Raw genomic sequence first — 14,931 nt, 5'->3', positions numbered from 1 at the left:
AAATTATTTTCCAAAATAAATCTGATCCTGCTTCTGCTGCTCATTATAAACGATTTGAAAGCTTACAGGCATATACTGATAAAGAAGTTTCCAGTGAGCAATCTTGGCGTGTTTTTTAAAGCTTTCAAAAGATCTTATGAAGATATTTTCAATCATTGTTCTTACATAGGAATTTCCATTCCGGTAGAGTCCGTCCATCAGTTTGATGTGATGGGCAATAATGTTGATCTTCGATTCCTGTAACAGACCTTTCAGATAATTGACTGTCATCTGCATAATTCCTGCAAAGTTGTCCTGTACAGACAGCTGTATGATTTCATTGCGAAGTCGCGGATAGAAAAATTTTAAGTATTCAACAGCTATTTTTTGATTAATAGTTTGCATTTGTACTTTCATCATAATTAAGAATTTTTCAAACACTTTTTATTGCAGCGAAATGTATACCAAAATTTAAAGACATGCCGCAAAAATAAATACCCCTACAATCACAGCGATGTGAGTGAGTAATATCTCTGAATTGTGTCTGTTAGTCGTACTTTTCCATGTTTTCCAATCGGAAATTCTTCTGATTTTATTTTTCATAATCTATTGATTGTGAGTTATTTTTAATTTTGTTTAATTTAAACACTTTGTAATGAAACCGTTGAAATTTGTAATAAAAGGTTCATATACCATAACTGTAAATTTGTCTTGAATAGCTATTTTTCAGGTCAGAAGAAATATGACTGAAGATTTTTTGTCTGTATTCTTTGCTGCAAAAGGCCGTATAATTGTCCAGAGAGTAGATAAAAGTGTTCTCAATGGCATTTTTTAACAGTGTATCTCCATTAATGTACATTTTGTCAATCTTTTGTAAACTTCTGAACAGTAGATTACTGTCATTCTGGCGGATCATATTTTTAATACGCTCGGTAAAGTTGCGGATCACACTGTAAGAATTGGGTGTTTTTGTTGTATTCAATTCCGATTCAAAGTCAGGAAACAGTTCGTTGATTTCCTGCACAGCTTGTAAATAGTTCATAGTATATATTGTTAAATGTGGTTTTGTTCCAACAGTTTAATGAAGGCTCCAAACATGAAAATGATTAAGAAAGCGACAAATAGCAGGTGATAAGGTTTCAGCCATTTAGGCGTTTGTGGTCCTCTGCTTTTTAATCTTCTTAATTTGTCTATTCTGTTCAAGGTTTTCAAGTCCATTTTGTATGTTTTGAGAATCATGATGCCAATGGTGTACCTTTGAAAATGAAATTCACAGAATGTGTTGAAAATGAAATATTTGTGTATTTATTTTGAATTTTTAAATGAAAAAAAGCGTTTCAAAATGATAAGGATTTTATCAAATTGGAAGAAACAGGAATCTTTTAACCAGATTAGTAGGTTTGATATCAACTACAAAAGTCACAAAAGAATTATAACACTTAAGCTCTTTTTAAGAGACAAGCTTTATGCGTAATAAGTACAGATAAGTTTTTTGAAAATCTCATATTTTCTTCTTTAGTGAACTTTTTTGCAGTATAATTTTCAACTTCTTAAGTGAACTAAAGTGTTTTTAGAATGAAACTTTTGTGACTTTTGTGGTTTAAAAAATCAGTACGATCAAACCTGTTTTTTCAGTTTCATGTGAAGAATAGAATGAATATCTTTGCAGTCCAAATATTCAGAAGATGTTTTCAAAAATAATAGTACACAGAGTCGGAAATAAGATTAACGGAGATTCTCTAACGCTTTCCCAGGAGGAATTGAAGCTGGAGGAAGGAATGGCAGAGATGCTTGAGGATTACTTTTTAGGATCATTCAAGTCAGAAGAAACTTTTCATTTTTACAGTGATACCTATCTGGTGAATAACCCGATTTACAGTGCTGTATCTGAAATTTTTGAAGATAAATCCAAGTTTATCTGGGAGTCTGAAAATATTGCAAAACACCTTTTCGAAGCCGCTGAAAACCCTAGAGTTCAGAGTGGAGAATTGTTTATTGTCCTTTTTGAAGATGAAAGTGACCGTCCGGACAGAGTAGACAAGATCGGAATCTTTAAAACTGAAAAAAGAGAATCGTTCCTGAAAATTAATCCGGCAGAAGAAACATTTGATATTGAAAAAGATCAGGGGATTGGTTTGTCTAAAATTGATAAAGCAGCTTTGATCTACAACAATAATAAGGATACAGGATATGTACTTTCGGTAGTTGACAACAACAAAAACGGAGATATGTATTACTGGTTTGAGGATTTCTTAAAAGTAAAACAGCGTGATGACGAGTATTTCCACACGCAGGAAGCTTTAATGGTATACAAGGATTATATCACGAAACAGCTTCCACAGGAATTCGAAGTTTCAAAAGCTGATCAGGCTGATTTCCTGAATAAATCGATTAATTTCTTCAAAGAAAAAGAAGAATTTAAACTGGATGAATTTGCCAATGAAGTATTGGGTGATGAGCATGTGATCGAAAGTTTTGTGAATTTTAAAACCGATTACGAACAGGACATGCAGGTAAATATAGCTGAAGAGTTTCCTATCAGTGAGGCTGCAGTAAAGAAAACCCAGAGACACTTTAAAAGTATTATCAAGCTAGATAAAAACTTCCATATTTATATCCACGGTGACAGACAGAAGCTTGAAATGGGAGAGGATGATAAAGGAAAATATTACAGATTGTATTTCGAGAAAGAAGTATAATTGAGAAAAGCTTTCGGGGTAGAATTCCTGATTTTAAAAAGTTGGGAGTAGGGAAGCCGGGAGCTGGAAGTTATGAAGATCCCAAGAACAGCCATTCGTCTTTTTTCCTTTTTAAAGTAAAATTAGTGATGGTGTTGATGGTAAGTAATTAAAACTGAAAGTAATTTCCATCTTCTTTCTTCCATCTTCCAGCCTTTATATTTCTTAAATCGACTTAGGTTAAAAATAATATCATAACTTTATCACGCACCGCAAAATAACAGTTATGAAATTTATGCTCATTTTCTGGGGAGCTTTCCTCATTTTTTTCTGCGTACCCTTTCCGATTTTCATTTATATGATGACGGAGGAAGTTACAATAGAACCGAGAAATTCATTAGCTGTGAGCTATGGATATCTCGGTTTTTCTTTGTTAATATGGCTTTATATTCTGATGTTTTTCATTAATAATCTTTTCGTTAAAACCTTCAAACAGAAGAATACCATTCATTCCATTTTGAGAAACGGAATTCCGAGAGACGCAAAAATCATCCGTTATCAGCTTCTTAAATATTTTCCGAAAACCAATATGAATGCCATCCAGATTGTGCTTTCATTTCCGAATCTTAGGAATACAGTGATTGAGCATGAGATGATGTTTCATGATTCCAAACCACAGGAAAAAAGATTCGATGTGGGAAACCGTGTAGAAGTGTTGCTGAATCCTAATATATCTCAGGAACCCTATTTTATTTTGAAGGATCAGAAGGTGGGCTTCAATACAACAGGAATGGTGTTAAGAATTACCTTTATAATATTGTTCATTGCTTATGTGATTGGGCTGTACTATTATTTCTATATGCGGGAATCTTTTGATTTTGGATGGAGATTTCTCACTTTCATGCATCCGATTATTTTCAGTGGAATCATGGCGCTCATTTATGTTTTGGTCTTTCAGCTGATTATAGGGAAGTTTTTTAAGAATAATAAAGAAGAACGTATCCTGTTTGCCGGAAAGAATGCAGGCGCCCATATTCTAAGTGTAAGTGAAACGGGGGTTACCATTAATGACCAGCCGCAGATCATGTTCCAGGTTAGCTTTAAAGATTTCAGAGGAAATGAACATATTGCTACCTATAAAACAATTGTAAGTCTCCTGAATCTTTCCTCTGTACCCAAAACAGGAACTATAGAGATCATGTATGATGAAAATGATCCGAAGAAGATTATGATTCCAAAGATATTTTAAAGAGCTGGAAGCTCGAAGAGGGAGGCTGGAAGTTACTTTTACTTTTAATGACTTATCGTCAACCACATCATTAATTTTGTTTTAAAAAAAGTAAAACAGACGAATAGCTGTTCTTATAATATTTATGACTTCCATCCTCTATCTTCCAATATAACTAAATCCAAAATCTTTATTCCGAACTAACGGTATTTATTATCTTTACTTCCTAAGCTGATCCTATGAAAACAACCATCATCGATTTATCCAAACCTATTCAGTACAATGCAGGAGATCCCTGGTTTATGAGAGTGAAAATCAAACACAAACCTCATAGAAAATCCCATTGGCTAATTCGTCTGGCATTAAATCTTCCGTTCAGGCTTTTTCCCAAAAACTGGACAGGCTGGGCAGATGATACGATTAAAAATATGGGACTCCACGCCACCACTCATATTGATGCTCCATGGCATTATGGTCCTGAAGTGGAAGGGAAACCCGCTAAAACAATTGATCAGATTCCTTTAGAATGGTGCTACGGAGATGGTATTGTCATCAATTGCAGTCATAAGGAAGATTTTGTGGCGATCACTGTAGAGGATCTGAAAAGAGATCTTGATAAAAATGGAATCACCATTCAGGAGGGAAATATTGTTTTAATAAGAACCGATAGGGATAAGCTGATGGGAACTCCCGATTTTGTAGAAAAAGGAACCGGAATGAGCCGTGAAGCTACGGAATGGCTGATTGATCAGGGCGTAAAAGTAATGGGAATAGATCAATGGGGATGGGATCTTCCTTTAAAATTTATGGCTAAAAAAGCAAAAGAACTCAATGATCCGGAATACTTTTGGGAAGGACACCGTGTGGGAATAGAAAAAGAATATTTGCATATAGAGCAGCTTACCAATCTTCAGGCATTGCCACCATCAGGTTTCAAAGTCTGTGTATTTCCGTTAAAGATCGTTGGCGGTTCTGCTGCTCCGGCAAGAGTAGTGGCTATGATGGATTAACAAAAATCGATCAAATGTAAAACTTAGTGATATTTTAGGAGGTGTAGTGGATATGCATTTGTTTAGAAAGAATCAATGAAATTGATTCCATCCTTTGCTCCCTTAAAAATAGGAAATAATGTGCTAAAAGCTTTGCGCTACCTTAAATACAAACAATATTATCATTTCGCTTTTGAGCTGATCCATAAAACTTATTTTAAAAATAGAAAGAGCAAACCTGCATTCGCAGATTCACCCTTTCACATAGTATCATTTTTAGCGTTCTTCGTTTATTTAGCCCTTCTTCTTAAAAAACAAGGCTCTGTTGTATTCAAAATTCATTCTGGCAATATTCAGGACAGAAATTCCCTGTGGGCATTCCACTTCACAGGCTTCTGTATTGGAGCAGTGCCCAAATAATTCAGTATCCATTTGGTAAACCATATCCAGAACACGTTTATTTCTTTCTTCTTTACCCTGAGGCAACAAGGCCATGTGAGCAATTTTTGCAGAAGTAAACAATGCAGCACTTCCATTTTTACAGGTTGCCACACAGGCACCACATCCGATACATGCAGCAGAATCAAAAGCTTCTTCAGCAACCTGATGTGTTACCGGAATAGCTGTGGCATCAGGAGCCTGACCGGTATTCACAGAAACAAAACCTCCGGAAGAAATAATCCTGTCAAAAGCAGAACGGTCTACTTTTAAATCTTTCTTTACAGGAAATGCTTCTGCTCTGAAGGGTTCTATCAAGATTGTTTCACCGTCTCTAAAAGAACGAAGGTGAAGCTGGCAGGTAGTAGTATTTTTTAAAGGACCATGAGCAATACCGTTAATCATCATCCCACATTGCCCGCAGATACCTTCACGACAGTCGTGATCGAACTCTACTGGTTCATCTCCTTCGGTAATCAGTTTTTCATTTAACGTATCCAGCATTTCCAGGAAAGACATATGGGAATTCAATCCTTTAAGGTCATAGCTGACCAGTTTTCCCTCACTTTTTCTGTCTTTCTGTCTCCATATCTTAAGGTGTAAATCCATAATTTTTGTTTTTTATTTATAACTTCTTACCGTTGGCTGTATTTCTTCAAAGGTTAAAGGTTCCTTAATCAGTTCAGGGTCACCATTTTCACCTGTCCATGCCCATGCTGAAATGAATTGATATTCCGCATCATTTCTCATAGCTTCCCCATCCGGAGTCTGATACTCTTCACGGAAGTGAGCTCCACAGGATTCATTACGGGTTAAAGCATCATAACACATCAGCTCTCCGATTTCAAAATAATCAGCAACACGGCCAGCCTTTTCCAGTTCGGCATTCATCTTGTCCCCTTGCCCTGAAACTCTTACATCTTTGTAGAATTCCTGTTTCAGCTTTCTGATTTCCTGAATGGCATATTTAAGCCCTTCCTCATTTCTTGCCAGTCCGCAATAGTCGTACAGTAACTTTCCTAATGTTTTATGGAAATGGTCAACGGTCTTGGTTCCTTTGATATTCATTAAATCCTGAATCTGGTTTTTAACGGCATTTTCAGCCTGCTCAAACTCAGGAGCATCCGGCGATATTTTCCCGGTGTGAATTTCATCAGCCAGATAATTGGCAATGGTATAAGGCGCAATAAAATATCCGTCTACAGAAGCCTGTAAAAGAGAGTTGGCCCCCAATCTGTTCGCTCCATGATCGGCAAAATTAGCTTCACCTAAGGCAAATAGTCCCGGAACGGTAGTCATCAATTCATAATCTACCCAAAGTCCACCCATGGAAAAGTGAGCAGAAGGAGAGATCATCATAGGTTCTTTATAAGCGTCATATCCGGTGATTTTAAGATACATATCGAATAAGTTTCCATATTTCTCTTTGATTTTATCTTTCCCTTGTTCTTTAATGGCTTTTGAAAAATCAAGATAAACCGCATTTTTCAAAGGTCCAATTCCGAACCCGGCATCAATTCTTTCTTTAGCAGCACGGGAAGAAATATCTCTTGGAGCTAAGTTTCCGAATGCCGGATATCTTCTTTCCAGATAATAGTCTCTTTCATTTTCAGGAATGTCATTCGGAGGTCTGTTTTCATTTTCTTTTAATGGAACCCAGATTCGTCCGTCATTACGCAATGATTCAGACATAAGCGTTAATTTGGATTGATAATCTCCGGATTGCGGAAGGGAAGTCGGGTGTACCTGAATCCAGCTTGGAGAAGCCATTAAAGCTCCTTTTTTATGCGCTCTCCAGATCGCTGAACCATTACAGCCCATGGCTAATGTTGATAGATAATAAATCTTTCCATAGCCTCCGGTTGCCAATATTACAGCATGGGCTGCATGTCTTTCAATTTCCCCGGTATCTAGGTTTCTTACGATAATTCCTCTTGCTTTTCCGTCAATCGTAACCAGATCAAGCATTTCATGTCTTGAAAATAATTGTACAGAACCTTTTCCAACCTGTCTCATCAAAGCCTGGTAAGCCCCAAGAAGCAATTGTTGTCCGGTTTGTCCTCTGGCATAAAAAGTACGGCTTACCTGAACCCCTCCAAAAGAACGGTTATTAAGGTAACCACCATATTCACGTCCAAAAGGAACCCCCTGTGCTACGGCCTGATCGATGAGGTTTAAAGAACATTCCGCCATTCGGTAGACGTTGGCTTCGCGGGCTCTGAAATCTCCTCCTTTCAAGGTGTCTACGAACATCCTGTACACACTGTCACCATCATTTTTATAATTTTTAGCAGCATTCACCCCACCCTGTGCGGCTACAGAGTGTGCTCTTCTTGGACTGTCCTGAAAACAGAATGCCTTCACATTATATCCCATTTCTCCTAAAGAAGCAGCAATAGAACTTCCTGCAAGACCCGTTCCTACAACAATCACATCAAGCTTTTTACGGTTGGCCGGGTTCACAAGCTTGGCTTTCTTTTTATAATATGCCCATTTATCTTCCAATGGGCCTTGTGGTATTTTTGAATCTAAAATCATGATGAGGTCTTTTTAATGATAAGTAAAGAATACATAAACAGGCATCAGGGCAAAACCTAAACTGATTATAATAGAGTAGGCGGTTCCAATAACTTTAACCCATTTCACGAACTTAGGATGGTATAACCCAAGAGTTCTTACGGAGCTGTACAATCCGTGAATCAGGTGATAGCATAAAGCAATCATAGAAAGTACATAAATCACCACGTACCACCATTCTTTAAATACGGTTACTACCAAAATATATAAGTCCTTATTTCCATTCTCATCCAATGGTGGATTTCCGAATTTATAGACATACCAGAAGTTTTGAAAATGAATCACCAGAAAGATCAGGATTAAGGTTCCGAGGATACCCATATTTCTGGAAGCCCATTTACTGGCTCTTCCACGTCTGTCGTTCTGATAATCACCACCGGATTTTTTATTTTTCAGTGTAATCATCAGTCCATCTACAGCATGAAGAATAATACTTGCATACAAAACATAAGAAACTATTTTGATAATGATATTTCCTGATAAAAAATGTGAATAGGCATTGAATTGCAGATGAGCCTGTTCCTGAGGGAGAAAAAGCTGAAGATTTCCGAGGAAATGAATCAACAGGAAGAATCCCAAAAAGAGTCCTGTAAGGCACATCAGCATTTTTCTTGACAATGTTGATAACATATATTTGATTTAATAATTAATAATATCCTAAAACTTTCATCCATAAACCTCCTACAACCATGTAGATGATTAAGAGCACGATTCCTATTTCAAGACCTCGAAGCCACCAGATCTTCAGATCTACGTATCCGCTACCGAAGAATACCGGAGCCGGGCCATGTCCGTAATGAGTAAGTACTCCATAAATTGAACCCATGAATCCTAGCATCATTGCCAGTAACATAGGCGGAATTCCTAAAGAAACACCTACACCCAGCAGGGCTGCATACATAGCTGCTACGTGAGCAGTAGCACTTGCGAAAATATAGTGACTGAAGAAATAAACGACAATAATAACCGGGAAGGCTACCTGCCAGCTCAAACCTCCGATTTGAATTTTGATAAGGTTACTGAACCAGCCAATGAAGCCCAATTCATTCAAAGAGCTTGCCATCATGACCAGAACGGCAAACCAAACGATGGTATCCCATGCTCCTTTTTCACTTTTAACATCTTCCCAGGTTAATACTGAAGTTAACAGCAATAAAGTTAATCCGATAAATGCAGTAGTTGTGGCATCAATAGACAACGCTCCACCAAAGATCCACAGGAATAAAAGAATGAAGAAAGCCAACAGCATCAGCCATTCATTTCTGGAAATAGGTCCCATTTCTTTTAATTTTTGAGCAGCCATTTTTGGCGCATCACCTGTTTTTTTAAGTTCAGGCGGGTATAATTTATATAAAACTAAAGGAACGACGAAGAACGCTACTAAACCAGGTACAAAACCAGCTGCTGCCCATGACATCCATGTAATGTCGATTCCAAGGTTGGCGGCAAATTTCTGACACATCGGGTTACTTGCGGTTCCGGTTAAGAACATAGAAGAAGCGATGAGGTTCATGTAGTAACTGTTTAATGTTAAAAATGATCCTAGTTTTCTGTGTGTTTCCGGTTTTTCAGGAACGGAATCAAAGCTTATCGCCATAGATTTCATGATCGGGTAGATAATTCCACCACCTCTTGCAGTATTACTCGGGATAGCCGGAGCCAGACAAACGTCTGCAAGTCCTAATCCGTAGGCCAGTCCCAATGAGCTTTTCCCGAAAACTCTGATGAATAAAAAGGCAATACGGTTTCCTAACCCTGTTTTGATAAATCCTCTGGCAATAAAGAATGAAATCCCGATCAGCCAGATCACTTTATCTCCAAATCCGGAAAGTGCTTTAGTAATAGATTTTCCGGCATCTCCGGGAGCTACTACCTGTGTAAGGGCTGTAAATCCAATGGCCATCATACACATTGTTCCCATAGGAGCTGCTTTTAAAATAATTCCTAAAATAGTTGCCGCAAAGATGGCAAACAGATGCCAGGCATTCTCAGCAACACCTTCAGGGGCAGGAATGAACCAGATGATTAACGCAACGACAAATGTGATCGCAACGTTTTTAATATTAATTTCTTTCATGATACTCACAATTTAATCTGTTAAAATCTACTTTGTACTTGCACTATGAATAGATTGTTATTGTATTGGTTGGTATTTTCTACCTGATATTTGTAGCGGTCAAACTGTACCCCCAGCTGAATTCTTGCTCCATAGTTTTTCAAAAATTCAAGTCCTACCATCGGAGTGATAGTTTGTCTTGGATTAGAAGCCAATCTGAAGTTGGTGTCCAGATATTCATATCGGCAAGACAATTCAAAAGCACTAAGGTTTTTGTGATTGATTTCATATCTCAGATTCGGAAGGAAATAAGCCCCCCGAATGAGGTACTGATCCGGATTATCAGGTCTTATTTCCGGAGCAATAGAATTGTACAGAACGTGGTTGGTTGCCTGTTTAGCTTCCAGCTGCATATCAAGACTCCATTTCGGATCAAACTGAACCATTGAGCTCAGGTCAATCCCTACGGCATATACTTTTTTGCTGAAAACCTCACCAATACCTCCATTCAGACCCACATTGAAATTGTATTTCTTAGATAGTCCGAAAAGTAAACGGGTAGAATACTGCTTTCCGTTATCATTATCATTGACCTGGTTTTTCCCATTTCCATTTACTACAGATACAGCATATTGAAGAGGAATTTCCCCTAATTTTACCTGTCCTGTGGCAGAAAGTCCGATCTGGAAGCTTGTCCAGCCCAGTTTCCCGAATTCAGAGTACTGATTAGACCAGTCCAGGGATTTGATAATATCGATAGGATAAGTTTCCTCAATACCAAACCAGGGTCTGAACTGTCCTACGGTGAATGCCAACTTTGGACTGAAAGTGTACTTCAGGTAAGCATTTTCAAGCACTCTGCCTTTAGGGTCATTTTTAAAATCTGCAAGGTTAGCCAATGCAACAACTTCCGTACGTTTACTGATCTGTGCTCTTACCTGAACCCTCATGTATTTCAGCATGAAATTATTGCTGGTTCCCGATCCGTCAGAATGATGAAGTCCGTTGACATCAACATCTTTACTCATTCCTACCAGATAACGTGCCTGAAAAAGCCCTTTGATCTGAAGCTGAGGATATTTTACATTATCTTCTTCCTGTGGTTGTGGTGTGGTCTGTAGAGAATCCTGTATCTGTGCATTTGCTGAAAACCAGCCCAAGAGTATGCACAGGATCAGACTTCTCTTTTTTAATGAAAAAAAGGCCATATCTATTTGTTTAATTTTTGCTTTTTTTGAATTGTATGCAAGCATAAAAGTTTCTGTCTCTATCCTTGAAAAGTTGAGGTTAAGCACTGACGTGCCATAAATGATAAAAACTTTTGTTGCTTAGCTCTCTTCCTGAATTTTTATTCCAGACCTAAAAATTTGAAAGATGCAGTTTCTTTGAAATTGGTATTTGATTTCCCACTATAGGTCTGATAGTTGCTCAGATCCAGTTTCATCACTTTTCCTTTTGCACTCAGGTCAAAATCTTTAAGATCTACCCAGAAAGTATTGGGAGTGAAAACGGTTTCAAAATAATATACCAGATTCTTCTGATCCGAAACAGAACGCCATCTTGTTGAAGAAATATTAGGTTCGGTAGGGGAAGAAATGCCGTATGGTACAGAACAGTTTCTGATAACACTGAATATGCTGGCTACAGCAGTGCGGGTATCAGCTGTTTTAGGAATTGCATCAATGTAATAAGAAGCTCTTACAAAACGATCAGCAGCACGGTTGGTTCCCGGAAGCATCACCGTTCCCGGAATCCCTTTCCAGTAATTGTTAAGCGCAAGCTGCTCATCAAAAATAGGTGAGTTGGTCATTACCGTGTAAGAAGGATCGTGGTGTATCACCAGTTTTCCATTGATATATTCTAATACTGCATTATCTCCTGAAGCATCAGAAAGAGAAAGGTGAATGGTGGTAAATTTTTCTGTTCCCGGAATATAATCACTTACTACAACGAATGGTTCTTTTCTTGAAAACTCTACAGCTTCTTTCACTGTTGAGAAGTTGTCAAGATAATATTGTGCCCACAAAGAGATGGCAAGTCCCTTTTTTCCTCCTTTAGGATCAAATTTCGGATATTGAGATTCTCCTAACCATAGCATATTGGCTACCAATCCTTTTTCGTTCATTCCGTCTGCAGAAGCTATATCCCAGCTGGAACTTATTACACTTCCGTATTTTGAAGTCCATTTTACAGATTTAGGACCAGTCTGGCCATTGCGGTCTATTCCTTTTGGAAAAATCCAGAGATTGGCCGGAATTTCGTCACGCCAGTCCATAGAGCGGGCTGTAAGAATAGTATTTTGTGGACCTTTGTAAACAACACGGGTGCACGCTTCTGACGGATTCCATAATCCTACTGAAAGGACAAGAGAAAATAAAATTAATGGGAACTTTTTCATAATAGTATTATTTGAATTTAAAATTTATATTGAAATTATTGTGAATAATTCAATGGTTTTCCATTCATATTCATTATTTGGTGATATAAATTTAGTTAAATTTGATTAAATAACATAATTATTTTAGCTGATAAGCTGCATTTCATGTTATGAATCATGCTTTAGTGGTTGAAAGTACTATTATTGGGAAATTTTTCGTATATTTTAGAAAGATCATACTGAAATGGGGCGAAAATCGATGATTTTTCAATGGGAATAAATGCTTGTTTTTTACTGTATGCTACCACAATACCAGAGTGAAAATTACATACCACATCTCCAAAACCAGTTAAAAAAAAGCGCTATCTTTGATAGATAGACTGAAAAGAGTTATGAATTTTGTAGAATGTCATGAAGAACCTATCCATATTCCGGGTTCTATACAAAGTTTTGGTTATCTGATTGGCATTGATGCAGAATCTCATTCCATTACTTTTTTAAGCCGGAACATATCGGATATTTTTAAAATCGGAAACCAGGATGAGTTATTCGGCAGAAAGCTTACGGATTTCCCGGAAAGTTTTCAGCACATTATTGAATCAGATATTTATACTTCCCTGGATCGTTTTACCAGACGGGAAAATGAAACCTATTTTGACAAAATCTTTATTGATAAAACGCAATATCATTTTTCTGTTTTCAGAAGCAATGGATCTATTTTCCTCGAATTTGAGGAAGTTCTGATGAATCCGGATAAAAGAATTTCTAACAAATACGATAACTTTTATGTGATTGATGATGAACATGAACTTTGGAATCACCTGCTGGAAACGCTTTCTAAAGTGGTGAATTATGACCGGACAATGGTTTATAAATTTATGATGGATGGTTCCGGAAAAGTAATTGCCGAGAAGAAAAATGAAGAGATGGAAAGTTTTCTAGGGCTGCATTATCCTGAGTCCGATATCCCAAAACAGGCTCGGGAACTTTATCTGAAAAAAAGAAAAAGAATCTTCAGCAATGTCTATGCAGATACGGTTCCTGTAGTAAGCAAAACCATTAAGGATATTGATCTGAGTCTATCTGCATCACGAGCTATGTCTCCTGTTCATGGGCAATACCTTAAGAATTCAGGAGTTTCTTCCAGTTTCAGTATATCGATTATTATTGATAATCACCTTTGGGGCCTGGTAACCTGCCAGAATGTGGAACCTAAGCATATTGACCTTGAAGACAGGGTGCAGGCTGGGATCTTCACAGCGTTGGCTGCTAATGCTTATTCTTCTTTTAAATCAAAAAATGAACTGAATTACCGTCTTGAGCTGAATGAAAGAATTTCTGGTCTTAAAACAGAATTTTTAAAACATAATAATTTATTTGATTCTCTGTGGGAAAATAAAACAGAGATGATGAATTTGCCGGAAGCAGACGGTCTGGCAATTGTGTCTGATGAAAATATTATCACAGAAGGAGCAACTCCGGAAATGAATTGTATCAGCAGAATTGTACATTGGGCTTTAGAAAATACAAGTGACAGAATTTATGTTAACCGCAGTTTCCTTAAGAATCATGGTGAGGACCTGGAGCTGTCTGAAAATGCGGCCGGAATTATTATTTACTTTATTGAAAGGGATAAAAATGAGATGCTGATCTGGTTCCGTAAAGAATTTGATGAGCATATTAACTGGGCAGGAAATCCGGAAAAGAAAATTGAGGTGTTTTCCCAAAATGGAGAAGTCCGGCAAATGATTTCTCCGAGAACTTCATTCCATATTTTTACAGAAAACATTAAAGGACATTCAAAAAGATGGAATTCCAGAAATGTGAGGGCTGTACAGGCTGTAAGAGATTTGATTCTGGAAACTTCTCATAAGAATTACAATGCGATCAAAAGGCTTAATGATGAGCTGAAAAAGGTGAATGAAGAACTCGACAGTTTTTCCTACACCATCTCTCACGATCTGGGAACTCCTTTAACGGTAATGAAACTGAATGCACAAATGCTTTTGGGAAATCTTACTGATAGTTCTGAAAAGAGTAAAACTAAGATCAATACAATCATTGAGGAAATAGACAGTATGGCTGAAATGATGCATGATGTCCTGCAGCTGAGTCGTGCAAAACATAGCGAGATACAACTTGAAACTCTGAAAACGGGTAATACCATTCAAAAGATCTCTGATAATGCAAAGATCACTTATGGAAGTCCTGAAAGTGAAATACTTATTAAGGAATGTCCGGATGTTCTGGCAGATAAAACATTGCTTCATCAGGTATTTCTGAATATTATCAATAATGCTGTAAAATATTCATCCCATAAAGATCAGCCTAAGGTAGAAATAGAGGGAACAGAAGACGGGCAAACCATTGTTTACAGAATTTCAGACAATGGAATCGGTATTCCTGAGGGAGAAAAACATAAGATGTTTAAGATCTTCAACCGGATGGATAATGCGAAGAAGTTTAAAGGAAATGGAGTAGGGTTGTCCATTGTTCACCGTATTATGAAAAGGATAGGCGGAAATATAGATTATGAGAGCAATAAAGAAGGTACTTCATTCATTTTAACGTTCAAAAAACCTTACATTTGAGAAACTTTAAAATGTAAT

General features: G+C 37.3%; 14 protein-coding genes. 4 read left to right on the top strand and 10 right to left on the bottom strand.

Translation table 11 applies throughout. From position 1 onward, the window contains the following. Positions 1–3 precede the first annotated feature (3 nt). From M2372_RS04720 to M2372_RS04705, 4 genes are all read right to left on the bottom strand, one after another. On the bottom strand, positions 4–399 hold the full coding sequence (locus M2372_RS04720) for a hypothetical protein (RefSeq protein WP_123318152.1): 396 nt from the start codon (positions 397–399) through the stop codon (positions 4–6). Positions 400–450: 51 nt separating this feature from the next. Continuing rightward, on the bottom strand, positions 451–582 hold the full coding sequence (locus M2372_RS04715) for a hypothetical protein (protein WP_259080619.1): 132 nt from the start codon (positions 580–582) through the stop codon (positions 451–453). 82 nt (positions 583–664) lie between these two features. Next, positions 665–1,021, bottom strand: coding sequence for a hypothetical protein (locus M2372_RS04710; RefSeq protein WP_123318153.1), 357 nt, complete (start codon positions 1,019–1,021; stop codon positions 665–667). Positions 1,022–1,032: 11 nt separating this feature from the next. Next, complete coding sequence (locus M2372_RS04705; RefSeq protein WP_228455627.1) at positions 1,033–1,197, bottom strand: hypothetical protein; 165 nt, start codon at positions 1,195–1,197, stop codon at positions 1,033–1,035. A 467-nt stretch (positions 1,198–1,664) separates the two neighbouring features. On the opposite strand from M2372_RS04705, the gene M2372_RS04700 reads away from it, so the two are divergent. The 3 genes from M2372_RS04700 (at position 1,665) to M2372_RS04690 (ending at position 4,895) form a co-directional block, all read left to right on the top strand. Continuing rightward, the gene (locus M2372_RS04700; RefSeq protein ID WP_089737409.1) at positions 1,665–2,678 is read left to right on the top strand and encodes a nucleoid-associated protein; all 1,014 of its coding nucleotides are present in this window, start codon (positions 1,665–1,667) and stop codon (positions 2,676–2,678) included. Between the two features lie 265 nt (positions 2,679–2,943). Further along, on the top strand, positions 2,944–3,906 hold the full coding sequence (locus tag M2372_RS04695; protein WP_123318156.1) for a hypothetical protein: 963 nt from the start codon (positions 2,944–2,946) through the stop codon (positions 3,904–3,906). A 218-nt stretch (positions 3,907–4,124) separates the two neighbouring features. After that, positions 4,125–4,895, top strand: coding sequence for a cyclase family protein (locus M2372_RS04690; protein WP_123318157.1), 771 nt, complete (start codon positions 4,125–4,127; stop codon positions 4,893–4,895). Positions 4,896–5,168: 273 nt separating this feature from the next. On the opposite strand, the gene M2372_RS04685 is transcribed toward M2372_RS04690, so the two are convergent. The 6 genes from M2372_RS04685 to M2372_RS04660 form a co-directional block, all read right to left on the bottom strand. After that, positions 5,169–5,921 carry a succinate dehydrogenase/fumarate reductase iron-sulfur subunit gene (locus tag M2372_RS04685; RefSeq protein ID WP_123318158.1) on the bottom strand — a complete coding sequence of 251 codons (753 nt, stop codon included), beginning with the start codon at positions 5,919–5,921 and terminating at the stop codon, positions 5,169–5,171. A 12-nt stretch (positions 5,922–5,933) separates the two neighbouring features. Beyond that, positions 5,934–7,850 (bottom strand): fumarate reductase/succinate dehydrogenase flavoprotein subunit, encoded by a 1,917-nt coding sequence (locus M2372_RS04680; RefSeq protein WP_123318159.1) that lies wholly within the window; start codon positions 7,848–7,850, stop codon positions 5,934–5,936. Positions 7,851–7,862: 12 nt separating this feature from the next. Further along, complete coding sequence (locus M2372_RS04675) at positions 7,863–8,519, bottom strand: succinate dehydrogenase cytochrome b subunit (protein WP_123318160.1); 657 nt, start codon at positions 8,517–8,519, stop codon at positions 7,863–7,865. A gap of 16 nt (positions 8,520–8,535) precedes the next feature. Beyond that, positions 8,536–9,966, bottom strand: coding sequence for an anion permease (locus tag M2372_RS04670; RefSeq protein WP_123318161.1), 1,431 nt, complete (start codon positions 9,964–9,966; stop codon positions 8,536–8,538). A 20-nt stretch (positions 9,967–9,986) separates the two neighbouring features. After that, entirely contained in the window at positions 9,987–11,153 is a 1,167-nt protein-coding gene (locus M2372_RS04665) for a porin (RefSeq protein ID WP_123319066.1), read from the bottom strand. A gap of 140 nt (positions 11,154–11,293) precedes the next feature. Then, on the bottom strand, positions 11,294–12,343 hold the full coding sequence (locus M2372_RS04660) for a linear amide C-N hydrolase (RefSeq protein ID WP_123318162.1): 1,050 nt from the start codon (positions 12,341–12,343) through the stop codon (positions 11,294–11,296). A 371-nt stretch (positions 12,344–12,714) separates the two neighbouring features. On the opposite strand from M2372_RS04660, the gene M2372_RS04655 reads away from it, so the two are divergent. Then, positions 12,715–14,913 (top strand): ATP-binding protein, encoded by a 2,199-nt coding sequence (locus tag M2372_RS04655; protein WP_123318163.1) that lies wholly within the window; start codon positions 12,715–12,717, stop codon positions 14,911–14,913. Positions 14,914–14,931: the final 18 nt, after the last annotated feature.

The sequence above is a fragment of the Chryseobacterium sp. BIGb0232 genome, from assembly GCF_024810195.1.
Lineage (GTDB): Bacteria > Bacteroidota > Bacteroidia > Flavobacteriales > Weeksellaceae > Chryseobacterium > Chryseobacterium pennae.
The sequence above is the reverse complement of the archived record's forward strand: the minus strand, read 5'-3'. Positions and strand labels throughout refer to the sequence as shown.

What these genes read in the sequence shown, in the direction of transcription:
- M2372_RS04690 (WP_123318157.1), top strand. Translation starts at nt 4,125, where the DNA reads ATGAAAACAACCATCATCGATTTATCCAAACCTATTCAGTACAATGCA.
- M2372_RS04680 (WP_123318159.1), bottom strand. Translation starts at nt 7,850, where the DNA reads ATGATTTTAGATTCAAAAATACCACAAGGCCCATTGGAAGATAAATGG.
- M2372_RS04675 (WP_123318160.1), bottom strand. Translation starts at nt 8,519, where the DNA reads ATGTTATCAACATTGTCAAGAAAAATGCTGATGTGCCTTACAGGACTC.
- M2372_RS04660 (WP_123318162.1), bottom strand. Translation starts at nt 12,343, where the DNA reads ATGAAAAAGTTCCCATTAATTTTATTTTCTCTTGTCCTTTCAGTAGGA.
- M2372_RS04700 (WP_089737409.1), top strand. Translation starts at nt 1,665, where the DNA reads ATGTTTTCAAAAATAATAGTACACAGAGTCGGAAATAAGATTAACGGA.
- M2372_RS04715 (WP_259080619.1), bottom strand. Translation starts at nt 582, where the DNA reads ATGAAAAATAAAATCAGAAGAATTTCCGATTGGAAAACATGGAAAAGT.
- M2372_RS04705 (WP_228455627.1), bottom strand. Translation starts at nt 1,197, where the DNA reads ATGGACTTGAAAACCTTGAACAGAATAGACAAATTAAGAAGATTAAAA.
- M2372_RS04665 (WP_123319066.1), bottom strand. Translation starts at nt 11,153, where the DNA reads ATGGCCTTTTTTTCATTAAAAAAGAGAAGTCTGATCCTGTGCATACTC.
- M2372_RS04655 (WP_123318163.1), top strand. Translation starts at nt 12,715, where the DNA reads ATGAATTTTGTAGAATGTCATGAAGAACCTATCCATATTCCGGGTTCT.
- M2372_RS04710 (WP_123318153.1), bottom strand. Translation starts at nt 1,021, where the DNA reads ATGAACTATTTACAAGCTGTGCAGGAAATCAACGAACTGTTTCCTGAC.
- M2372_RS04685 (WP_123318158.1), bottom strand. Translation starts at nt 5,921, where the DNA reads ATGGATTTACACCTTAAGATATGGAGACAGAAAGACAGAAAAAGTGAG.
- M2372_RS04695 (WP_123318156.1), top strand. Translation starts at nt 2,944, where the DNA reads ATGAAATTTATGCTCATTTTCTGGGGAGCTTTCCTCATTTTTTTCTGC.
- M2372_RS04670 (WP_123318161.1), bottom strand. Translation starts at nt 9,966, where the DNA reads ATGAAAGAAATTAATATTAAAAACGTTGCGATCACATTTGTCGTTGCG.
- M2372_RS04720 (WP_123318152.1), bottom strand. Translation starts at nt 399, where the DNA reads ATGATGAAAGTACAAATGCAAACTATTAATCAAAAAATAGCTGTTGAA.